We start from the raw sequence: 22,075 nt of genomic DNA, 5'->3' as shown, positions 1-22,075 counted from the left end.
ACGCTACAGACCTCCAGACATCTCGCCCGACGCACATTCAACGGCGCTCGGTAATCGGCCCCTCGGCATCCACGCGCCCGACAGCACCGACGGGGCCGCCGATGGTGATCGGGCCATCCACTTCCAGATCGCCGTGCACGATCAGCGGACCGTGCACAGTGAGCGGCCCATCGAACGTGTTTCCTCCCCCGCGCCTGCGTACTGCCGGATCGTTGGGCGGAATCCGTTCAATCCAGGCCGCCGTGATCGGCCCGCGGGCGTAGATGTCACCGGCCACTGTCAGCGAGCCATCGACGGTCAACGGTCCGCGGACGACGGCCGACCCGGTGATGCTGAGTGGGCCTGTGGTAACGGGCTGAGCATACGCTGACGGGAAAAAGACGGAGCACGCCAGCAGAACCACGCCTGCCGCGGTGCCCCACGTCAGCTTCGGGGTCATGCTCATTCCGAGCCTCGCAATGAAGCGTTTCATGTTACCTCCCAGTCGGCGCAACTCGCGCGCCCGTCTGCCGTCCGCGCGATTCGCGACGGCCGACTGCCCTCAAGCAGGTACCTACGGTACTTTTCACTCTAGCCAGGGAGGTGACGAAGACAAGCAAAAGTGGCCGATGGCCCAACGAGATGGATGGCAAGTGGAGGTCCGCTGCCTCCTGAGGATCGGCCGTTTGAGCGTCTGCGGGCGCGCACCGGCGAGTGGCAGGAGTTGGCCGGTAGTTCTCGTTCACATCTGATGCCAGTGAGCAGTCACTGAGAATCTCAACGACCGCTCCGCAGAGCGTTCTCGAATTGGTGCTTTCTGCCAGTAATTGTCGTTCACGAAACACAAAAAGTCGCCATTCCAACGGCCGGTTCACTTCGAAACCTGCCGGACACCCGATGGAACAGCCGGGCGTAAAAATTCTTCAGTCAGTAGTTGAAACATGATCGACGATTTTGCCGTCACGAAATTCCTTACGGAAATTGCTGGCTCGCAGGCCTGGTGTCACGACGGCGTGATCGCGGGTCGACTCCCAAAGTGGTCGTAGCTTACTTTTCGCGTCTTCTTCGGATTTAGAAATAGCAAGCAGCCTCTTCAACGTTCTATTCTGAGGCGTTTCAGGGTTCGTCTTTAATTTTTCAATGTAATCGTCAAATTGTTTTTTTTCGTTATTGCTGCGTCTGTGAACACCTTTTTCGTGGGGATCTTCCGTATCTATTGATCCGTATTGCTGCATTAGAGATTCTGTATAAGCAAAAATACGGCAACTCTGATAACCCGCTTCGAACATCGCCTTGGAGAACCTTTTGGCGAACGACTCTTTGTCGAACGCACCATCCTGCCCTCCCTTGCATACCCATAACTTGATCTTTACGTTACGCTCCTTTTTGAGGCCGTGCGCGGCCAACTGGAGAACTAATTGCGAAGCGGTAACTTTTTTTTCGACATCTTTGTCCGTTTCACATTTGACGTTTGTCGAAAGATAGTCCAACCCTGCGTTGCAATGCGCGTTGATTAGCAGTTCATCCCCGTCGGAAAGATCAAGGGGCTGCGCTTCGCTCTTGATGTAGTTGTCATCGTTCCTTTTGGGGGCGTAAATCCGCTGATTGTTCTCAAAGCCTTTGGCAGCATCGGGTCTTTTAGCGAGCACTGATGCTAAATTACCTGCCTTTGTCGCAGGGAACGGCGTATATATCAGCTTCATCGTCAAATTCCTCAATATCAGAGATTAGTTATCGAAGACAATATCCCAACGCGAAAATGGAGATGGCGTCAACTTCATCATAGTCATAACCCACATCGACCAAGCTCACCCACATCACCCACCAACACCCCTCTCACTGACAAACCGGCTTCGGCGCAGGCAACGCCGCACACGTCTTCCGATAAGGCACCCCCGACATAAACTGCCGCCACTCCGCACAGTCAAGATTCCGATTCGCAATCGCGCAAGCATCTGCCAGCATCGACTCGCTGTCCCAGTTACGCAGCGACACGGTCTGATCCTCATGCAGCACGGCCACGCGACGTCCGCCTGGACTGATGTCCACGCTTGATACAATGCCGCCCGCGGCACGCAGCCGGGCCAGTTGGCTCCCCTTGCGGAGGTCCCACACCTGGCGTTCCCCCTTCGCGTCACCGCTGACGAGCGCCTCGCCGTTGCCAATGAACACCAGCCGGTCAACCGGGCCGTCATGAGGGCCGAATTTGGCCACGGTTTGTCCGCTTTCGACGTCGTGCAGGATCGCCATCTCATCGTCGCCCCCCGATACGAGCCGCTTGCCGTCAGGACTGAATGCCAGCTGACGCACGCGATCCTTATGCGGATCAGGCAATTCTGTCATGGCCTTTTGCGACCCGAAGCGGAACAGGCGCACGACGCCATCGCCGCCCGCCACCGCGAGCACCCGGCCGTCGGGGCTAAACGCGACGACTTCGGACTCGCGCTTCCCCGACAGCACGGTTTCGTGTCCGGCCCGGGTGATCTCGTACACATGAATCGAACCATCGGACAGCGTGATCGCAAGGCGTCGATTGTCCCAACTTATAGCAAAGCGCTCTACTTCGGCATCCACCGGCTTCTGAAGCTGCAGACGGGCATGGCCCGTCATCTCCAGTACATCGACAGTGCCGTTGGCGCGCTGAATAGCGAGGAGCGAACCATCAGGACTAAATTCGGCGCGGCGCATGCCCCGTTCGCTGCGCAATTGCGCAGCATCATCAGGATTCCAGAAGTCGGCGATATCCGTGCCTGCGGGAACGGTCGCCAGAACCTTGCCGTTGCGGTTGAATTCCACCTCCTCGGCGTGGTACAGGGATTTGCCGGACCGCAACACCGACCCTGGCGCGAGCGACCATATGGTGTACAGCGTCTCCTGTTGATCGATCTGGTACGCGACGGTGTCCCCATTCGGCGAAAACTGGAAGGCGGCAACGCGCTGTCCTTGCCTGGTCTTGACTCGGGCCCGGCCGCCGCTGGTCGGCTGAACGATCTCCTGGCCGTTGGCCAGGGCTGTGGCCAGCCAGCGGCCGTCCGGGCTCAATGACATGCGAACGGCCTTGCCGCTTTCATCCGCAACCGTGCCGATCTTTTGCAGAGGTTGTATCTTCCACACGCTGGTCGTTCGGCCATTTCGAAGCGCAAAAAAGCCGCCTCCGGACTCGAAGACCGCCTGTAGTTCGCCTTCGCCTTCGCCTGCGTCCAACGTTCCGATGACCGAGTCCGTTGATTCGTCGCGAAGCTCGACGACGCGCTTGCCGTCGGGGTTGGCGTGGAGCAACGCATCGAACCGGCAGTCGGGTGTGCGCGCGAGCAAGGGGCGTGTGGCCCTGGGCGACGGTGCGGTCCCGGTGCCGGCCTCGGTGCCAGTGCCGGTGCCGGGGAGCGGTGCGACGACAATGCTATCCCCGGAACCATAGAGCAGCGTGGCGTCGTCGCGGTCGAATCCAAGGCATTGACCGTCGCCAGTGCCAAGGCGCTTCAGCACTGGGACACCCGGTTGGCCGGGCATCGTCAACACGTGAACTGAATGGCCTGCAACCGCGACGAACTGGCCGTGGTGACTGACGACAATCTTTTTGATGTCGGGGGCATCGCCGACAGAGACACGCCCGATTTCCTTCGCATCGCGCGCTTGCCAGGCGATGACGGTACTCTTTGCATCGGCGGATATGAGACGTGACGCGTCCTGGTCGTACGCCAACGCCAGCACGGCCGCTTCGTGGCCTCTCCAGCGCCGCAGCACGGTCCAGGTCGTCAGGTCCAGATCGATGACGTCGCCACCGTTGGTGCCCATGGCCATCCGTTTGCCGTCAGGGCTGGTTGCTGACGCGGTCACCTTATCGCCGATCCGCATCATCTTGTGCACGCCTTCGTCAGCAATCAGCCGCGCTAGTTGCGCAAGCTGCGCATCCAGTCGCACTGGGGCGGCGTGGCTGGCTTCGGCGCCCAGCAGCAGCGCGCGATCGGGATGCTCCGCGTCCTCGGCGCTGGCGTTGGCAATCACGCCGGAGATAATCGCATCGCGAGTCAGTTGCCCGGCATGCGCGGTGGCTTCGTCTGCCCGCTTCTGCTGAATCGCTGCCAACTCGGCGTCCTTCACTGCGACCGCCTGCGCCTCTTTCGCACGACGATCTGCCTCGGCTGCGGAGTCGCCCATCTTTTGCAACTCCACTGCCGCCCGCTGCATCTGTTGCTGGGCTTCCTCGATTGCGAGCTTCGCCTGGATCGATTTCTCGGTCTCCTTGACCAACTGCTGCTTCGCGGCTACGGCGTCATTCTGCGCGATACTCGCACGGTGTCGTTGCACCGTCGCTTCGTATGCGGCGTATCCCGCACCGAGCAGCAAAGCCATTGCAAACACGAAGGCGGCGCCAACCCACATCGCGTTGCGACGGTTACGCCGCTGTATCTCCAACGCCTCACGCACGCGCGCGGCCGCCGCGGCCGCCGCGTCACGGGCCTGCCGCGCATCGCGACTGTCCTTGACAACGCGCGTCAGCACATCATGGGTAAGTTCGAGCCTGCGCACGCCGAAGCGTTCATCGACGCGCAGCAGCCGGCCAGCCACGAGCCGCTCGATATCGGTGCGTGAGATACCGGGCAGCACGAGCGCATCATCGAGCGCATAGCTGTCCCGATGGCCAGCGTCCGTGATCAGCTCATCCTCGATAAACACGCGCACACGCGGGTCGACGTCTCGCAGTGAGCGCTCATAGAAATCGACCAGTATCTCGCGCTCGGCGCTCGCCACCAGCTCGGCACCGATGTGATCGCTACCCTGTGCGATACGACGCAAATTGAGTTCGCTGCAGATCACGCTCAGGAGCGCGGGATCGACCTCCATCCGGCTGTAGTCGTCTGCCGAAGGCGCTTCGGCGCGATTGCGCCACGCGAGACCGATGATGCGTTCGGCCACCATCGGCGCCACGAGCGCGCCGCCGCTGTCGATCACCGCTCGGGCCTGGTAGCCGTCCATCGGCAACAGGCGGTATCGGTTGCGCATTAGCGACGGGATGTTCACGCGCAAGCCTTCCACGTCCGCCAGGAAGTCTTCGCGAAAGCTCAGGACGACCTTGCAGTCCCGACGGCTGAAATCGATGCTCTGCGCGGGTACCGCGCCGGAATCGAGCGCTTGACGCAACGCTTCCGGCGGCCGGTTTTCAATCAGGTCTGAAAGCTCGTTGACGAAGCTGGCAGCGCGACGGCGCGTCTCCTCGTCGACCTGGCCGAGCGTGAACAACTCTTCGAACTGGTCGAAAACCAGCACAGGTATCACAGCCCGGTTGCGCGTGTTCCAGAACCCGGCGCCGGCGCGATGAAAGTGTTCCCACAATGACGCCTCCGGCAGCGGCGCGGTTGCGTCGACACCAGCGGCGCTGCAAGCGGCGGCGAGCGCCTGCCAGACCTGGTCGCGCAGCGGCAAAGCGGCGCCGTGCGCGAGACGTATCATCACGGGCACGTGCAGATTCTCGCGCAAACGCGGAAAAAGTCCCGCATTGAGCAACGAGGTCTTTCCTAACCCCGAGCGGCCGAACAGGACGGTCAGTACTTCACGGCGCACCAGCCGCGCGAGTTCTTCCGCCTCGTTCTCCCGGCCGCGGAAAAAGTACTGGTCCGCCTCAGTGAAAGACGCGAGGCCTGGCCAGGGGCGCGTCGGCGTCAGCGCCTCTGCCGACAGTCCTTCGTGCCCAGATTCAACCGCTTCATCAGCCATATCAGCTCCGCCGGCAGCGGCTGGAGATTTGCCGGTATAGATCGCGCACGTGCGCGACGAACGTCTCGTCAGTGCGTGCGCCCGGCAGCGTCATCCATTGGGCGGAGCGAAAGCGGTCGGGAAGCCAGTCGCCGTACTTGGGCGTGTCGTCGATCACCACCGGGACGAGGAAGGGTTCGTCGGGCGCCATGCCGCGAGCGCGCTCGTCGGCGGCCATCCACTCGCGCCAGAAGTAGTCCCGCCGCCGGTCCGGGTCTTGCGTGGCGCGCGAAATCACGGGCATGAACAGGCTGCTGGTGTCCACGCCGCGCCGGATACTGCGCTCCCAATCATCGCCGCCCCGCAGCTCACTCCGGTCGAACCATACGTCGATGCCTGCAGCATCGAGTTCGCGAGCGAGACCTTGCACGGCGTCTGTATCCTGACTCGAATAGCTGATGAACACCGCCCCCTCGATGGCGCGCGGCACGACGGGTGCCGACGGTGCCTGCGCAACGCCCGTGGGATGACGCTGGCTCCAGCGGGAGCGCAGCTCGGCGCAGAAGACGGTCGGCTCCAGCGACACGACGCGGGTCGCCGGGCTGAAGTCGGCGAGGAAAGCTTTCAACGCGGGGTCGCGCGCCGCCATTGGATCGATCAGGTACTCCACCGTCTGGCGAGGTGACGAGAGCCGCTCGTTCTTGGCTGCGCGCAGGAAAAAGCGCGCGAGCCAGTCCGGCAGCCGGCAACCGAGCAGCAGCAGATGGTCGTCGCGCAACGCATCGAACAGCAGCTTCGGACGACGCGCGTCGTCCTGCAACGCGTGAAGGAACTCCAGGCGATCCTCGTCGCAGATCACCCAATCGGGCGCTGACGATTGGCGCCCGAGCAGATGGAACACGGTTGGCGTGGTCAGGCGCCCGCGAGGGAGCGGTAGATCGGCAGGCCGATTTGGGGAGAAGCTCACAACGGAAGTGCGCGTTTCCCCGCCGTGACGGACAAGGTCGATGGCGCGAGTCAGCAAGCCGTCGAACGAAAGCGTCACGAACAGATCGAACGGGGACACGGCGGCGAGGTCCAGCAACGCTTGAGGAGGCTCGATCGCCAGGTCTCTCACGACCTGAGAGGTGCGAACGTACAGGTCTTCCTTGCGCGCGCGCGGCAGTAGCAGATAACGGCTGACGACGTCATCCAGCCGCGGAGGGTTGTCGAACTCGGTCAGGCCGATGCGGAGCTTTTCTGCCAGCCGGGTGGCGACAAGCGCATCGAACCCCATGGATTGACCGTCCTGACTGACGGGCAGCAGCCCGTCATCGACCACCGCAATGACCCGCCCTTCATCGATGTAGTCGAGAAGGTCACTCCAGAAGAATTCGTCGAGTTCTTCCACGAAATTCGCTCCTGGAAATTTGAACTCCCCTGATCATTTGACGGGTGCAGGTAGCCTGCGCACACAGGCCATTTCGAGTTGTGGTCAGCTCCGCCGTGAAGCGCTGAAATTTGCAATGGCGCACTCGTCAACCGTCGCTCTCTCGACTGATAAAAAACGATTGGACAGTGCCTTTTGTCAAAAGACGCTGGTTATTGGAGCACAGATGTTCGCGCCGGTCACTGTTTTGTCTGAACACACTGCCTCAGATCGACGATAGAACATCGGGTGGCGCAGCGACAGGGATCTAGGTGGGACAGCGCACACTTGGCGTTGCAAATATCTTGCAGGAAAAGCGGCACGCGGTGAGAAATTGTCTCCTCTATCGACATTCACCATCGTTCCAGCGCTCGCCGCATGCCGCGCTAACGAAGCCCCGCGTACTTCCCACAACTCAGCGCATCGACTATCAGTCGAAGGTCTCCTCAAGGGCCGCCCTGATATCCGCTATCAAATCGCCCGGATCTTCCAGACCGATCGACAGGCGCAGGTGACCATATTCCCGGAACACGTCCGGATAGCACTCGGATCCCCCTCGCCCATCCTTTCCGACGTGCACGATCAGTGTCTCGTCATGGCCAAGCGACACCGCCGAGGTGATGAGGCGAAGATAGTTGACCAGCTTGATAGCCGAAAGTGGCGCGAGTTCGGACGGCTTGAGCACCACGGCATTGCCCCCGGCGATCGCTGGTCCAAGCTTGTGTGCAACCAGGTTGAGTGGATCGTTGTACGGCGTGATGGCGACGATGATGCCGAGCGGTTCCCGGGTGAACCATCCCTGCCGGTTTTCCGATCCGGCATATGCGTCGAACGGTACGACCTCACCTCCGTTTCGGCGCGCTTCGTCGGCGGACAGCTTGAGCGTGTTCACGCAGCGCAGCACTTCTCTTTTTGCCTGCCTGATCGTCTTACCGGCTTCCGCGACAATGAGATCGGCAAACGTGTCCTTATCGCGCTCCACCATCGATGCGCAGGCTTCGAGCACACGAGCACGCTCATGACGCGAAAGGCTGCGGCACGCGCGTGCACCCTCTTTCGCGCTGTCAATCAACATCTGCACGCCTTCCGGTGGGATATTCACGACGGTGCTCACTTCGACACCATCGAATGGATTCTTCACCGAAATAAAACTGAACGCTGCTTCAATCGTGGATGAATGGATATTCATTTCGACATACTTAATGTTGGCTACGGACCATCCAATGCCCTACCCAGCGCGGCTTTCAGAGCGTCAGCGAGCCGTCCACACAGGTGACACAGGAACCGCCGATGCGTACATTCCCGCTCGTATCCACGTTCACCTCGATTCGTCCATCCCGACCGACACTGCGTCCCTGTGTCGCCACATAGCGTCCGCCGTCGGCGGGCAACAGGCCGCGCTTCCACTGGAATGCAGCGACACTGCCATTTCCGCTTCCACAGACAGGATCCTCCTCCACGCCACATGACGGTGCGAAGGTACGCACTTCTATCGCCGCATCTCCACCGTCGTGAGTACCGAATACGGTCAGACCCGTGACGCCGAGGCGGCGCTCGAAGTCCGCCAACCTCGCGAGATCCGGCCGCAGATTGACTACGGTAGCCGCACCGTCCATCTGCGCGATGACCCAAATGGGGCCGACGTTCACGATGGCCGGCGCAGTCCGGGTGTCGACTTTGCAGCCGAGAATGAGTTCGAGATCTGCAATATCTGCTGCGTGCAGCGGCTCGATCTTTGCGGGCGGGAGATCGAAGGCCAGCTGGCGGTCTCCTGGTTGCTCTCCTATCGTCAACTCGACGAGGCCAATGCCGCATTGCTGAATCAATCGCCCGCCTGCGCGAGGTGTCACACGACCCGCTTCCAGAATGGCATGAGCACTGCCGAGTGTCGGATGCCCAGCAAACGGAAGCTCACTGCGCGGCGTGAAAATCCGCAACTGATAGTCCGCTTCGTCTGTCGTAGGCGGAAGGACAAACGTCGTTTCCGAAAGATTCGTCCAGCGCGCGATGGCTTGCATCTCGTCCGTGGACAAACCCTCCGCGTCGAGCACCACGGCAACCGGATTGCCCAGCAGCGGTCGCGAGGTAAACACGTCAACTACCTTATATGATCTTTTCATAGTGTCTCCAACTAGCTGGATAGGGTGTTGGTCAACCTTTTGCAGTCGCTACGCTGTCGATTTCCGCTTCCGTGATGCCGTACTTCGCCATGCGCGCGCGATGGTCCGCCGAACCGAGGTACTTGCGCAACTGTTCATTCACGGCCTGCAAAAGAGCAGTATTGTCCTTATTGAACGAGAAGGCGCCGACAGGTGCTCCCGTTTCCTTGCTCATCGCATGTGCGACCGCTTCCAGTTCCTTGTTTGCACTGGCAACCACGCGGTTCCCGACGGCCGTTCCAGCGAATGCGTCTATCTTTCCTGCGAGTAGCGCAGCAACTGCCTCCGGCTGGTCCTTGAACATCACAATCTGGTCATCACGCACGCCCGCCAACTTCGCGGAGTTGAGCTGTACCTGACCAGTAATAATCCCTAACCGCGCGTCGTTACGCTCTGCTACGGCCCTGTAGCTCGTCAGTGTTTTTGGATTGCCGTCGTGCACGACGAATCCATCGCTCAGCGCCCAGACGGGCACGCTGAATGCAACGTGCTCTGCACGCTCAGCCGTCACAAAAATCGGCACGCTCATGTCCCAGCGACCTTCGCGTACGCCAGGCAGAAATTCTTCGAACGAGGTCAAATGATGTTCGATGGATGTCACACCGATCGCGCGCAGTACCACATCGGTCAGTTCGATATCCGATCCCGTTACGGAACCATCGGGACCAGTCCAGTAGAACGGCGGTTCATCGATATAGGCGATTTTTACTTTCATGGCTTGACCCGACATGTCTAGAAGTGAAGGTTCCGGCTATCCGGCGTGCTGCATGCAGCGTGATCTCAGATCCGTCATGCGCTAACGGCATCCAGGGCCGACGAAAGAGCCGCCAGCGCCGATCCAAGACGAGCAGCCGGCAAATAACCAAAGCCCAGGCGAAATACACGATCGCTTTCTCCAAACCATGTTCCGCAGGCCAGTTGCAAGTCGTAGCGAGGCAGCAGATCCCAGAAACGCGATACGGCAACATCGTCGAATGCGTCACGACGTAGACGCAAGCAGCACAGCGCGCCGGCATCGGGGCGGACCCACTCGATGCGTTTTTGTTCGCGCTCGCACCAGGTCGCCAGTTCCTCGAGGGCGCCGGCTAGCAAATGACGTCGCGATGCAAGCACACCTTCCCGGTTACGCAGCAGCGCGGCGGCGAGCGCTTCGTCGAGCACCGAGCCCGAGATGACGGTGTTCATCTTCGCGACGGTCAGGCGCGATCGCAGATCGGGGTCCGCTACCGTGAGCCAGCCTGTGCGCAAGCCCGGCGCGCCAAGCGCTTTCGATACCGACGCGCCGGTGACGATACGCGAGTCGAGCCCCGCAAAACTGTCGATCGCGACATCGTCGCCATAGGTTGCCTCGCGATAGGTCTCGTCGATAAAAAGTATCGCTCCCGGAGAGCGCCTCTCCATCAACACAAGGAGCTTTTCGATATCAGCGCGAGATGTCTGAACACCACTTGGATTCTGAGGCGAAGCAATGCTCACCAGCTTCGTGTTCAGCGACAGGCTCGCTGCAAGCTGCTCCAGATCCAGTCGATATCCATTCTCGAACGATAACCTGACCTCGCGGACGCTGACGCCGGCGCCAAGCAGACAGTCGCGGCTCGGCGGAAAGCATGGTGTCGCGAGGACAGCTTCGTCGCCAGGTCGGCAAACTTCGAATGCAAGAAGAAAGAGTCCGAGCGCGGTGCCTTGCGTCGTCACTATCTGCCCGGCAGGGACTTTGCAGGCATCCGCAATGGCCTCGCGAAGCGCTTGCGCACCCGCCGATTTGCCATAGCCAAGCTTCAGATCACGGATACGCTCAAGACCCGAGAGGTCCAGCAGTTCCCCAAGCGTCAGGTCCTGCGATGTGCTCTCCGCCAGGTTGAATGGCCGGTTCACGTCGAGCAGCGAAATGATCTCGTTGTAGGGAAAGCGACCGCGCCACTCTCTCGCATTTTCGCTGTTCGATCGTGACAGTTGTTGTTCGTCGACACGCTGCTGAGAAGCGTTCATGCCTTTGCCTTGTATGGACTGTGAATTCTTCGATGGGCGATCCGTTTGAGTCACCGGGTTTGAGTCACCGGGTTTAAGTCACCCCATGCGAACGTCTGTGCTCTTACGGACGCGATCGGAACACACGCATCGTAGCGCTCGCGGGCCGACCATAACAGTCACAATTTCCGACTGAATCAACCATCACAATTTCGCTTGGCGAGCCGCGACCGCCCGATCGATAATCGTGAATCTTCTGTCGCGATGCTTTCATGGACACGCACACTTCATACCGTTACGAGCAGTTGGCCGAACTCATCGTCGGCATGATCGACAACGGCGCGCTCGCACCGGGCGTGCGGCTGCCGTCCGTGCGCGCCGTCAGTGAGCAGCACAGGATCAGTATCGCCACCGCGCTACAGGCGTACCGTCTGCTCGAAGATCGCGGCATCCTGGTCGCGCGGCCGCAGTCCGGCTTTTACGTCGCGGCGTCGCCGCGCAGCACGCTCGCGTTGCCGTCGACCTCGCGAGCGCGAACGAAAGCGTCGGCCGTCTCGGTCAGTGGGGTCGTGGCGACGCTGCTCGAACATGCGTCGAACCCTGCACTCGTGCCGCTCGGTTGCGCCTTCCCCGACTCGGCGCTTCTGCAAACGAAGCGGCTCGACCTCGCGCTCGCACGTGCCGCACGTCGACAAAGCGTGCGGTACAACGGCTATTGCCCACCGCATGGCGAACCGCGCTTACGCCGCGAAATTGCTAAGCGCGCGATGCGCCTCGGGCATGCGCTGTCGCCCGACGACGTGCTCGTCACGGCAGGCTGCACCGAGGCGCTGACCCTCGCGCTCACCGCCGTCGCGAAGCGCGGCGATACGATCGCGATCGAATCGCCCACCTACTTTGGACTGCTCCATACGATCGAAGTGCTGGGTCTGAAGGCCTTCGAGTTGCCGACCCACCCGACGCGCGGCATCGACGTCGGCGCACTCGCACACCTGCTCGATACGGAACACGTGGCGGCCTGCGTGCTGTCGTCGAGTTTCAACAATCCGCTCGGCTCCACGATGGCGGAGGCCGACAAACTGGCGCTTCTCGCCGTGCTTGCGCGGCATGCCGTGCCGCTGATCGAAGACGATGTATACGGTGAGATCTACTTCGGACGCGAGCGGCCGAAGCCGTTCACCGCGCTCGAAGGCGGCGCCAATACGATCTACTGCAGTTCGTTCTCGAAGAGTCTTGCGCCTGGATACCGGATCGGCTGGATCGCAGCGGGCGCCTATACGCAGCAGCTGATGGAGCGCAAGCTCGCGTTCACGCTGTGCGGGCCCGCCCTGCCGCAAATCGCGCTCGCGGACTTCCTGGAAAGCGGCGCCTACGACACGCACTTGCGCCGTATCCGCCGCGTCTTCGAACAGAACCTCGCGCGCATGACGCGTGCGATCGAGGCAAGCTTCCCGGCCGACACGAAAGTGAGCCGGCCAGCAGGCGGCTTTATGCTCTGGCTCGAACTGCCGAGGGGCTTCGATTCACGCGAACTCTTCGAGGAAGCCCTCGAGCAAGGCATCTGCTTTGCGCCCGGCGACGTCTTCTCCGCGAGCCGGCGCTTTCGCAATTGCCTGAGACTGAGCGCCGGGCACCTCTGGAGCGAACGTGTCGAAGATGGCGTCCGGCGCCTGGGCCGGCTTGCGAAGGCGCAGCTTGCGCGCTGAGCGCCGATGTGAGCGGGAAAACCGTGGTTTGCGGGCGCGCGCACCCGGTTGCCGATCTGGCGTGACGACAACTACATTGCGTCGATCGGTTGAAACCTGGCCAGGCAAACACAGCAAGCTCCATCATCAGATTTTCAGGCGCGAAACTTTAGTGCCTGAGAGCGAAACATCGCCCATCAGGCCGGCATTGGTCAGCACGATCGCCTGGACGGGCGCGGTGGCCGTCGTCGTATCGATCGCTCCGTTCGCGCCGACCTTCAGCAGCGCGACCGACCCTTCGCCACCGACCGACCAGCCTTTGGAATTGCGAAACTTGCTGAGCGCATCATGCGTCATGAACAGAAAGATGACGGCCTTCGATTGTGCGCCTGCCTGCAAGCCGAATGAGCCCGACACCGTGCTGTAGTAACCAACCGACTTCCCACCTACGTGCAATGCGCCTTCGCCGTATTCGCCGCCGGCGATGAAGCCGACCTTCAGCACGGATGGGAACACGAGAACGCCATTCGCCTTGCCGACGAGTTCCTTTGAACCTTTGACTGTCTCGTACAGCCGCGATAAGGTCGCGTGGACCTTGGCGTCGATTTCCTGCCGTTTCGCTGAGTTGGACTCGCCGGCGAGGGCGTCGCTCAGTGTCGATGTGAAACCCGCCAGCGTAAGGCCCGAAACAGCGAGCGCAGCGCTACCCGTCCGTATAAAAGTTCTTCTGTGCATGGTTACCTCCATCATGGTTCACGGTCAAACCGTGTTGCTGCAATGGTCTAAAGGATGTACTCCACCAACAATTGTCCTGTCACGCGCCCCGGTTGCAATTTCACAGAAGCAGAAAGCGCTTCAGGCAGGTGTTCGCCCTGCGGTAGCCGATAATCCGTTGCCAAGCTCCGAATCAGCCCCCTAAAGCGATGATGATTGCAAGCAGCGCGACGCCAATTCCGGACATTGCGAGACCGGACACCAACGGTCTTCCGCCGGTGTGCCGACCGAGCGCAAAACCGCAGATGAAGAGCGTGACAACCGCCAGTGCGTTTGAGACGCGCAATGCCAGCACGACTTTTGAAATGAACATGAATGGAATCACGACCGGGAAAGTCGCCAGGACGACGAGCGCGAATACGCCGAATGCGGCGGCATAGTCTCTCCCGTCAAGCCGGACAGCCGGCTCGCGTACGGTAAGGAGCCCCTGGTGCAGTGAGTCGAGCGCCGCAGGCTGGACGATGGATGCGAGAAGTTGCGGGAGCGCATCTTTAATCAAGTGGTGCGATTCGGCCTTGTCTTGTGTCGCCCGAAGCCGCGCCAGCAATGTAACCTTCCTGCGTCGCTCAGTTGCTGTGCGTATGAGACACATGACGGCATCCACCAGCCCCCAGGCGAGGTTGCAGCCGAGCGCGGTGAGCATCATCGTCCGGACTTCCTGGTGGCCGGCGGTCGCAACGCTGAGGGCACCCGTGAACGACAGTGCCATCAGCACACCAAAGACGATCTCGCTCACTCTGTCGATTGGGTCAAGCAAGGGTTCGCGTTCGTTTGACATTTCAGCTGGACTCCTTGTGGTTCTTGCCTGATTACATCAGGCAAGAAGGGATTCGTCGCAATCAACGGCCCCCGAGTAATCCACGATCCGGCTACGCAATGGATCCTCTCGACTACCCTTCTCCGACCTCACGACTGGCGAATGGCTGCAACAGCCGGCGGTGCACGAGCAACAGTAAAGGCGTCGAGACCATCGATAGCGCAACGACCAGCGTGACAAGGGACGACTGTCGCTGATCGATAACCCCCGCAGCCAGTGAAGCGGCCATCACCACAAACGCGAACTCGCCGCCTTGTGACAGCAGAATCGCGAAGTAGCCGCGTTGCGATGGCGGCACGCCGAATCTATTCGCAAGAAACCACTGCGCGATCGCCTTGATACCGACCAGTGCCACGACGAGTATCGCGACACGTACCGGCTCGCGCATCAACACACCAAAATCGATTGACGTTCCCACTGCAATGAAAAACAAACCGAGCAACAGGCCCTTGAAGGGCGCCATGTCGACTTCGACCTGGTGGCGATAGTCCGAATCCGCGAGCAGTACCCCTGCGACAAAGGCGCCCAAAGACATTGACAGATGAACGCTCTCCATGAGCAATGAGATGCCCACTATCCACAGCAGTGCAAACGCGGTGAAAATTTCTGGAACGCCAATGCTGGTGATCAAACGCAGCACGATGTGCAACAGGTAGCGGCCGACGAGCGTTATCGCACCAAGCATGGCCAGTGCTTTCAAAGCTACGAGCCAACCCGGTTCCGCTGCGGGGGTGGGCACCGCCGGTCCAAGCAACGGCAGGAGAGCAATCAGCGGGATAGCTGCCATGTCCTGAAACAGGAGAATGCCGAACCCGGCACGGCCCGTTGGCATATCCATTAACTTACGCTCCTGAAGTTCGGACATCACCATTGCGGTCGATGACAGCGAGAGCGCAAGCCCGCCCGCCAACGCAATACGCCAGGGCAACCCTAACATCAGGAAAATCCCCGACAACGCCGCGGCACAGACGGTCATCTGCATTGTGCCGTAGCCAAAGATGGTGCGGCGCATCGCCCATAGGGCGTCGACCCTCATTTCAAGTCCGATCACGAACATCATCAGCACGATGCCCAACTCGGAAAAATGGAGGATCGCGTCGATGTCGGTCACCAGCTTCAGTGCCCACGGGCCGATCATGATGCCCGCCACCAGGTAGCCAAGTACGGCCCCAAAGCCGAGGCGGACCGCCAGCGGCACGGCGATCAGCGCCGACGCAAGAAAGATGACCACGTCGACCAGCAACTTTGTCATCTGGTGTTCTCCTGAACAGACCTTCGACAGAGCTCGAAGCAACGCATTGTGGACTGGCCGCGGAACCTCGTCGCCGACCAGGGGAGACGGTCTGCGCGATTGATCAGGGCTGGGGTGGCAAGCTATCTCGCTGCGGCGTGCCTTCTTCGGAAGACGTGAAACAGAACGCGGCGCCTTGGCTTCACCCGATCGCGGCTAGACCTTTCTCCGGAACGTATTTAATGGGGCGATTCGGTTTGCGGTAACCGTCTGGCTTCTGCCTCTCCCGTCTCGGAGAGTCGTCCGCCTCTGCCAGCGAACATGATCAATCGCGGAATCGTCAAAAGGCATCACGCGCTCCTCTTTAAGTCTATTCACTGTATAGCACCGGCGGTATTGGACCTTGGTCTAATCAGAAATCAGCGTGTCAGTGTGCCCGGCCGTAGCGGTCAAAGAGCTGAAGCGTCAGACATGCGTAGACCGTCACAGCCAGAAAGAGTCCCATACGTACCGCGAATGCACTGTAGACGTCCTTGCCTGCCACGCTATCCTGCACCGACTGGCCGAGCAGGATGATCATCGTGACGAGGCTGTTCAGCCAGAAACCCGGCGAGTAACGCGTCGGGCTGATGCGATAAAGCTTGCGTCCCACCAGCAGACCGAACAGCAGCATCCACAGGAAGAACATCCACAGGTCCACGAAGAGCCTGAGGGCAAACCAGAACGCGACCGCTAGCAGGCCGCCTAGCAACGTAGAGCCGATGAGATCGCGCGCCGCACTGCGGGCCGTCGTGGTGCAGCTCTGCCTGCCGAGGCTGACGGACTTCATGATGATCGGCATGTAACTCGCCGGATCGGCCATCGCGAGCAGGTAGACCGGCATGACCACGAGCGCGGCGCGCAGCGCAACGCGTACGGCCAGATCGTTCGGCATGACGGGCGCGGCAGGCTGCCGCCGCGCGCTCATGGGTTCGGGAAACAGCCGGTGAACCACGGCCGACACCACCACGGCAAGCACGAGCCCCTGCACCAGCGCGCCAACGACCGTCACGGCTAACTGGAAGTCAGCTGTACCCGCTGCGGAGATCATCGTCAGTCCCGCCACCAGAAAGGTCGCGACCAGATTGTTCCCGCCGCGCAATCCGTAGCGAAAGGCAAGAAAGAGCATGAGACCCGTGATCATCACGCCAGCGAACGCGTAATGACGAAGCAGCGGAACAAGGAGCAAGCCGCTGCCCGTGGTCAATGCGACGACCAGCGCGAATGCGATGCCTGCCTTGAACGACAGTGGCCGGTTTTGCGTCGCCAGCAGAAAGACGGCGAACACCGGCCCGACCACGGGAATCGGCAGGTCCAGCGCGAAACTGACCGCGAGGCAGAGTGCCGTCCCTGTGGCAACGCGCAGCGCACGGCGACCGGGGAGCTGGAGTGTGTTTGCCATCGACGTCAGTAAAGATAGGAGACCCAGCTCATCACGCGCAGAAACACGCGACCCAGCGGATTGAGCGGATTGCCCTGACTCGGAAACGCCATCACCTCGGCCTGCCCGCCAACGCGGATGTTGTGCAGACGTGCGCGCTCATTCGGGTCGAATTCGACGATCACCGGAAAACGCTGGGCGGGACGCAGCCAGTCGCGGCTGTTCTGCACGGTGGGCAGACTGCCGGGGGGCGCGCTCTGCCCCACGCTCACGCCATAACCGATACTGCGGACCCGCCCTTCGAAGACTTCGCCCGGCAGTGCGTCCAGTGCGATCGCCACGGGCGTGCCGGGCTGGAGGTGGCCCAGGTTGTTCTCAGTCATATCGGCGCTGACCCACACGCTACGAATCGCGATCAGTGTCATCACCGGATTGCCCGCCGCCGCGAACTGGCCGACCTCGGCGCGCAGATCGGTGATGACGCCACCTGTGCGGGCCGTGATCCGCGTGTTGGCCAGATCGAGTTCAGCCTTCTGGACGGCAGCCGCCGCGCTGCGCAACTGCGCGTTTTCTGCGTCGTGACCGCCCTGCTGCTCGCGTGCACGCTCCACTTCGGCACGCGCTGCGGCAACCTGGCTTTGAGCCTGCTCGTGCGTCGCGCGCGCCACCTCGAGGCGTCGAAGCGAGACCGTGCCTTCGTCTTCTCGATACAGCCGTTCGAGGCGCTCGCTGTCCTGCCGCGCCTTGGTCTCGTTCGCGACGGCCGCCCGCAGCGATGCGAGCGCCGAATCGATGCCGGCCGTGCTGGCGCCGACCTGACGGCGCGTGGAGTCGAGGTCGGCCCGTGCGCGATCGGCGGCAATGCGGTATTGCCCGCTATCGATTTCGAACAGCACGTCACCCGCGTTGACTTCCTGGTTGTTGTGCACGAGAACGCGCGTCACCTGTCCCGATACTTCCGCGGCGACGGGCACGACATAGGCCTGTACACGTGCCTGTTGCGTGTAAGGCGTAAAGCGGTCGGCGAGCAGATACCAGATCAGGCTCACGACGATCAGGCCGACAATCCACTTCATCGCCCTGCCCGATGGATCGGCGTCGGGCGATGGCGCCGGCGTCGGCGCAGCATGGGAGGTCCCGGGCGTGTCGCTCATTGGGACGGACCTGAGGACGGAATGGCGGCAGCCGACGGCGCGCCCGGCTTGGTCAGCAGATCACCCCAGTCGGTGCGTTCCTGCATCTGCGCACGGGTCGCCGGATCGACGATCGGCTGCTCCGCGTACCAGCCTCCGCCGAGCGCCTTGTACAGCGCGATCAGACTGCCCACGGCATTGCTGCGGTTGACGATGTACGCATCCTGCTGCGCGAACAGCGCGCGCTGGGCATCGAGCACGCGCTGGAAGTCTGAATACCCTTCGCGGTAGATCGTATTGGCAAGCGTGAGGGAGCGCCGCGCGGCCCCTTGAGCGTCGTTCAGAATGGTGTCCCGCTGCAATGCGGCGATCAGTGCGGTCGCGGCATCATCAGCTTCCCGTGCGGCTTCGCGCACGGTGTTCTGATAGGCGATCGTCAACTGTTGCAGCCGGGCGTCCTGCACGCGCACGTTGTTGATGATCCGGCCATGATCGAACACGTTCCACGTGACGCTCGGGCCGGCTACCACGGCCAGCGTGTTCGGTGAGCCGGTGAGCGAACTCGCGCTCCAGACGAGCGAGCCCACCAGCGACACCGATGGATAGAGATCGGCTTTCGCCACGCCGATCAGCGCCGACTGTGCGGCCATCTGATACTCGGCAGCACGAACGTCGGGGCGGCGCAATAGCAGATCGGCTGGCACGTCCTGCAGCACGGCATGATCGACGAGCGGGATCACGCCCTCCTTGCCGGACTGCACGTCGAGCTCCGGCAGCGGACCGGGTGGTCGCCCCGTCAGCACGGACAGCGCGTGACGCGCGAGCACGATCTGGCTCTCGAGTTCGGGGATGCTGCTCAGCGTGCCCAGATACTGCGTTTTGGCCTGCTGGAAGTCCAGCTCATCCGTCTCGCCGCTCTTGAAGAGCTTTTGCGCGATGTCGTAGCTGCGCTTCTGCAACCGGGCGTTGTCGCGCGCGATGCGCAGGCGCGCCTCGGCCGTGCGCAGCGTGAAGTAGGTATCGGCGACTTGCGCATGTAACAGGACCAACGCTGCGTCGCGATTCGATTGCGCCGCAAAGAATGTGGCGTCGGCCGACTCGATTGCGCGGCTAAAACGCCCCCAGAAGTCGAGTTCCCAGCCGATGCTGAAGCCCGTGCCGTATTGCCAGTAGGCACCCGAGCGCGGGTTGAATCCATCCGAGCGCTTGCGCGCCGAGTAAAGCACGTCGGCGTTGACCTGCTGCAGCTGGGGGTAGCGTCCCGCAAGCGCGATGCCGAGCTGCGCGCGGGCCTCGATCACGCGCAGGCCGGCGATCTTCAGGTCGCCGTTGTTTGCATCGGCTTGCGCGATCAGACGCTCGAGGTTCTCGTCGCCGAAAATCTCCCACCACTGACGCGCATCGGGCTGCGCCCCCTGCTGCGTGACCTGCCCGATCGATGCGCTGCTCCAGTGCTCGCTCCACCCCTCATGCTGCGGATGAAAGTCCGGGCCCACGCGCATGCACCCATTCATGAAGCCCGTGAGGCTCCCGATTAGCAACACTGTCCGAAGCGGCATCGCCACCCCGCGTGGGAGCATTGGAGGCGACACGGCGTGGTCCCCGGGTATTAGGGTTGTTCGAGTGTCTGGCGCTGCCCGGATGCCGGCTGGTCTTTCACCCATCGCCAGAACAGCTGGTAACCCACGGCGAGCATGACGGGACCGATGAAGAGCCCAATGACGCCGCCCGTCACCATGCCCCCGATCGCACCGATCAGCACCACGGGCATCGGCACCGCGACGCCACGGCCCAACAACAGTGGTTTGAGCACGTTATCGGCCAGACCGGCAACGAAAACGTAGACGGAGAATATGACGGTCGCCGTGCTTACCCCCTGCGTAACAATCACGAAAATGATGACGGGTACTGTAATCAGCGTTGCGGGTAACTGCATGATGCCGATCAGCAGCACGGCGAGCGCGAGCAGGCCCGCGCCGGGAATACCCATGACGATGAACGCGATGCCGATGAGCAGCATCTGGATGAACGCAATACCGACCACACCCTGCGCCACCGCCCGAATGGTCGACGTGCATAAATCGGCAATCTGCTGGCCGTTCTCGGGACCCGAGATGCGCGAGGCAATCTGCACTGAAGATTGATAGCCCTTCTCTCCATGCGCCATGAAAATGCCAGCGACTATAAGCGCAACGAAAAAGACCAGCAGTCCCGCACCCAGGCCCGTGACCGTGCCGAGGATCGCGAGCCCGGCTTCCTTGAGTTGAGGTGCGAACTTCTGCGCGAGCCCAGTGAGATCGGTCGAAGCCTGCGTCCAGAAGTCATAAATCCGCTGGCCTATTAACGGCCAGGCGGCCACGGATTGATCCGGTGGCGGAATCTGGAAGCTGCCGCTCCTGAAAATGGCCATCGCCCGCTCGATCGAACTCGCGACCGCGACGCCCAGCAGATAGGTCGGCACGAGAATTACCACAAACGCGCAGAGGATGATCACCGTGGCAATCAGGCCATCCTTGCCGGCGAGCGAACGCCGAAGCCTGACCTGTAGCGGATACAGCGTGATTGCAAGGATCAATGCCCAAACCATGAGGTTGAGGAACGGGGCAAAGATCCGGAAACAGAAGATGGCCAGAACGGCGACAAGTCCAGCGCGGATCAGTACATCGAGCAATTGCCGGGACAGCACCCCTTGGGTATCCGGTGTGAGCAGCATGACTATCCTCCCGGCAGGTCACCCTGAGCATTTGCCGGCGACAAATCAGGGCGTGCCCAAATCGGCACCGTCGGCCTGGCAGGGTGAAACACGCACTGATACTGACGTAATGCCACTGTTGAAGCTGGTCTGCAAAGGTCTCATGTCTTGCCGCGAACCTGCACCAGTTCCATTCACATTCAGCCGCGAACGCGTGATACCTTGCGAATGAAAAGCACTTTTACTGACTCATGCCGTGATGGGCGGTTTTAGTCGCAGCATCGCGCTTCTTCCTGGCTTCCGCCTTCTTGTGGTCGTAGATTGGGCTCGCACCCGGATTCTCTTCAGGCCATATTCATGAATTGTAAGACAAGCTCCCCCGTGGCCCGCAGGTAGAGAATTTCAGCCTATACACGTTGAACAAAAGTTTGTATTGGACTTTGGTCTAATGACTGGTTGGGCGGCGTTGATTGATCTTGCGAAAATCCACGGTCAGTTGCGCTGAGCCATTTGTCGTTAAACGGTCGCAAAATAGGAGGTGGCTTTCAAAGACCGGCGAACCCATTGCGAACAGAAGTTTCGCAAAGTCAATTCACCTGCTGCTATCGCTCAGCTTTGCTTTCTTTGTTCGTCAGACGAAGGGAAGCGATCCTAGCCGAATCAACATTTGATAGGGCCGTTCCGGGCCCACCGCATGAGCGGCGTTCACACGCGTGACCGTTGGAGAATCTGCTTCCAGCTGCGAAGTGAGAGCCGAAACGCTGCCGGGCGCGAGAATGCTCGATGAATGGTAGAGACAGATCCACTCGTGCTCGTCTGCATTCGACATGTCAGTTTCGAGCATCCAGTTCACCCCACACTGAAGACAGCGATATCTGCACACTTCGAGCGGGCGGCGACCCAGTGGACGCAGCCTCGTCGAACAAGGTAATTTCTGCAACTGTGGATGGGGAACAGGGGTAGCGCTCTGTAGCATTCCGTCGCATGCGTCGCAAAACATGGGAGTCGGGATCGCAGAAGAGTGATGGAACAACTATAGCACTGGGTATCGTGTGGTTGGGCCGCGTTGGGCGGCTCGCCATGCTTCTGACGACAGGCGTACAGCTGGATATGTC

Annotated in this window: 16 protein-coding genes; 1 reads left to right on the top strand and 15 read right to left on the bottom strand. The window is 61.0% G+C overall.

Features of this window, described 5'->3' with window-relative positions; translation table 11 throughout:
- Window positions 1-37 precede the first annotated feature (37 nt).
- From C2L64_RS24425 to C2L64_RS24390, 8 genes are all read right to left on the bottom strand, one after another.
- Window positions 38-472 (bottom strand): hypothetical protein, encoded by a 435-nt coding sequence (locus tag C2L64_RS24425; RefSeq protein WP_007733258.1) that lies wholly within the window; start codon window positions 470-472, stop codon window positions 38-40.
- Between the two features lie 430 nt (window positions 473-902).
- A complete protein-coding gene (locus C2L64_RS24420) occupies window positions 903-1,682 on the bottom strand; it encodes a hypothetical protein (RefSeq protein ID WP_009770726.1) in 780 nt (259 codons plus the stop codon).
- A 133-nt stretch (window positions 1,683-1,815) separates the two neighbouring features.
- Window positions 1,816-5,694 carry a WD40 repeat domain-containing protein gene (locus C2L64_RS24415; RefSeq protein ID WP_009770725.1) on the bottom strand — a complete coding sequence of 1,293 codons (3,879 nt, stop codon included), beginning with the start codon at window positions 5,692-5,694 and terminating at the stop codon, window positions 1,816-1,818.
- A gap of 1 nt (window position 5,695) precedes the next feature.
- Entirely contained in the window at window positions 5,696-7,063 is a 1,368-nt protein-coding gene (locus C2L64_RS24410) for a toll/interleukin-1 receptor domain-containing protein (protein WP_007733249.1), read from the bottom strand.
- 448 nt (window positions 7,064-7,511) lie between these two features.
- Window positions 7,512-8,270: an aldehyde dehydrogenase family protein gene (locus C2L64_RS24405; protein WP_009770724.1), complete on the bottom strand. Its 759-nt coding sequence runs from the start codon at window positions 8,268-8,270 to the stop codon at window positions 7,512-7,514.
- A 55-nt stretch (window positions 8,271-8,325) separates the two neighbouring features.
- Entirely contained in the window at window positions 8,326-9,201 is an 876-nt protein-coding gene (locus tag C2L64_RS24400) for a PhzF family phenazine biosynthesis protein (RefSeq protein WP_009770723.1), read from the bottom strand.
- Between the two features lie 31 nt (window positions 9,202-9,232).
- Window positions 9,233-9,955, bottom strand: a complete 723-nt coding sequence (locus C2L64_RS24395; protein WP_039902435.1) for a transporter substrate-binding domain-containing protein — start codon at window positions 9,953-9,955, stop codon at window positions 9,233-9,235.
- A gap of 74 nt (window positions 9,956-10,029) precedes the next feature.
- Window positions 10,030-11,229 (bottom strand): pyridoxal phosphate-dependent aminotransferase, encoded by a 1,200-nt coding sequence (locus C2L64_RS24390; RefSeq protein ID WP_009770721.1) that lies wholly within the window; start codon window positions 11,227-11,229, stop codon window positions 10,030-10,032.
- 251 nt (window positions 11,230-11,480) lie between these two features.
- On the opposite strand from C2L64_RS24390, the gene C2L64_RS24385 reads away from it, so the two are divergent.
- Window positions 11,481-12,914 (top strand): aminotransferase-like domain-containing protein, encoded by a 1,434-nt coding sequence (locus C2L64_RS24385; protein WP_009770720.1) that lies wholly within the window; start codon window positions 11,481-11,483, stop codon window positions 12,912-12,914.
- 126 nt (window positions 12,915-13,040) lie between these two features.
- On the opposite strand, the gene C2L64_RS24380 is transcribed toward C2L64_RS24385, so the two are convergent.
- The 7 genes from C2L64_RS24380 to C2L64_RS24350 form a co-directional block, all read right to left on the bottom strand.
- Complete coding sequence (locus tag C2L64_RS24380; RefSeq protein WP_007733233.1) at window positions 13,041-13,628, bottom strand: BPSL1445 family SYLF domain-containing lipoprotein; 588 nt, start codon at window positions 13,626-13,628, stop codon at window positions 13,041-13,043.
- A 172-nt stretch (window positions 13,629-13,800) separates the two neighbouring features.
- Window positions 13,801-14,445, bottom strand: a complete 645-nt coding sequence (locus C2L64_RS24375; protein ID WP_009770719.1) for a VIT1/CCC1 transporter family protein — start codon at window positions 14,443-14,445, stop codon at window positions 13,801-13,803.
- Between the two features lie 112 nt (window positions 14,446-14,557).
- Window positions 14,558-15,736 (bottom strand): monovalent cation:proton antiporter-2 (CPA2) family protein, encoded by a 1,179-nt coding sequence (locus tag C2L64_RS24370; RefSeq protein ID WP_009770718.1) that lies wholly within the window; start codon window positions 15,734-15,736, stop codon window positions 14,558-14,560.
- Window positions 15,737-16,142: 406 nt separating this feature from the next.
- On the bottom strand, window positions 16,143-17,156 hold the full coding sequence (locus C2L64_RS24365; RefSeq protein ID WP_009770717.1) for a DUF2955 domain-containing protein: 1,014 nt from the start codon (window positions 17,154-17,156) through the stop codon (window positions 16,143-16,145).
- 5 nt (window positions 17,157-17,161) lie between these two features.
- Entirely contained in the window at window positions 17,162-18,289 is a 1,128-nt protein-coding gene (locus tag C2L64_RS24360) for an HlyD family secretion protein (RefSeq protein WP_009770716.1), read from the bottom strand.
- Window positions 18,286-19,848: a TolC family protein gene (locus C2L64_RS24355; protein WP_081498955.1), complete on the bottom strand. Its 1,563-nt coding sequence runs from the start codon at window positions 19,846-19,848 to the stop codon at window positions 18,286-18,288. Before C2L64_RS24355 ends, C2L64_RS24360 begins: the two co-directional genes overlap by 4 nt.
- A gap of 29 nt (window positions 19,849-19,877) precedes the next feature.
- Window positions 19,878-20,981 carry an AI-2E family transporter gene (locus tag C2L64_RS24350; RefSeq protein ID WP_009770714.1) on the bottom strand — a complete coding sequence of 368 codons (1,104 nt, stop codon included), beginning with the start codon at window positions 20,979-20,981 and terminating at the stop codon, window positions 19,878-19,880.
- Window positions 20,982-22,075: the final 1,094 nt, after the last annotated feature.

Origin of the sequence: Paraburkholderia hospita (assembly GCF_002902965.1) — a bacterium.
GTDB classification, from domain to species: domain Bacteria; phylum Pseudomonadota; class Gammaproteobacteria; order Burkholderiales; family Burkholderiaceae; genus Paraburkholderia; species Paraburkholderia hospita.
This window is presented reverse-complemented; position numbering and strand designations above follow the sequence as displayed.

Coding starts and splice junctions, on each gene's coding strand:
- C2L64_RS24365 (WP_009770717.1), bottom strand. CDS start 17,156: ATGGCAAACACACTCCAGCTCCCCGGTCGCCGTGCGCTGCGCGTTGCC.
- C2L64_RS24355 (WP_081498955.1), bottom strand. CDS start 19,848: ATGCTCCCACGCGGGGTGGCGATGCCGCTTCGGACAGTGTTGCTAATC.
- C2L64_RS24395 (WP_039902435.1), bottom strand. CDS start 9,955: ATGAAAGTAAAAATCGCCTATATCGATGAACCGCCGTTCTACTGGACT.
- C2L64_RS24370 (WP_009770718.1), bottom strand. CDS start 15,736: ATGACAAAGTTGCTGGTCGACGTGGTCATCTTTCTTGCGTCGGCGCTG.
- C2L64_RS24405 (WP_009770724.1), bottom strand. CDS start 8,270: ATGAATATCCATTCATCCACGATTGAAGCAGCGTTCAGTTTTATTTCG.
- C2L64_RS24390 (WP_009770721.1), bottom strand. CDS start 11,229: ATGAACGCTTCTCAGCAGCGTGTCGACGAACAACAACTGTCACGATCG.
- C2L64_RS24400 (WP_009770723.1), bottom strand. CDS start 9,201: ATGAAAAGATCATATAAGGTAGTTGACGTGTTTACCTCGCGACCGCTG.
- C2L64_RS24360 (WP_009770716.1), bottom strand. CDS start 18,289: ATGAGCGACACGCCCGGGACCTCCCATGCTGCGCCGACGCCGGCGCCA.
- C2L64_RS24375 (WP_009770719.1), bottom strand. CDS start 14,445: ATGTCAAACGAACGCGAACCCTTGCTTGACCCAATCGACAGAGTGAGC.
- C2L64_RS24420 (WP_009770726.1), bottom strand. CDS start 1,682: ATGAAGCTGATATATACGCCGTTCCCTGCGACAAAGGCAGGTAATTTA.
- C2L64_RS24380 (WP_007733233.1), bottom strand. CDS start 13,628: ATGCACAGAAGAACTTTTATACGGACGGGTAGCGCTGCGCTCGCTGTT.
- C2L64_RS24385 (WP_009770720.1), top strand. CDS start 11,481: ATGGACACGCACACTTCATACCGTTACGAGCAGTTGGCCGAACTCATC.
- C2L64_RS24425 (WP_007733258.1), bottom strand. CDS start 472: ATGAAACGCTTCATTGCGAGGCTCGGAATGAGCATGACCCCGAAGCTG.
- C2L64_RS24350 (WP_009770714.1), bottom strand. CDS start 20,981: ATGCTGCTCACACCGGATACCCAAGGGGTGCTGTCCCGGCAATTGCTC.
- C2L64_RS24415 (WP_009770725.1), bottom strand. CDS start 5,694: ATGGCTGATGAAGCGGTTGAATCTGGGCACGAAGGACTGTCGGCAGAG.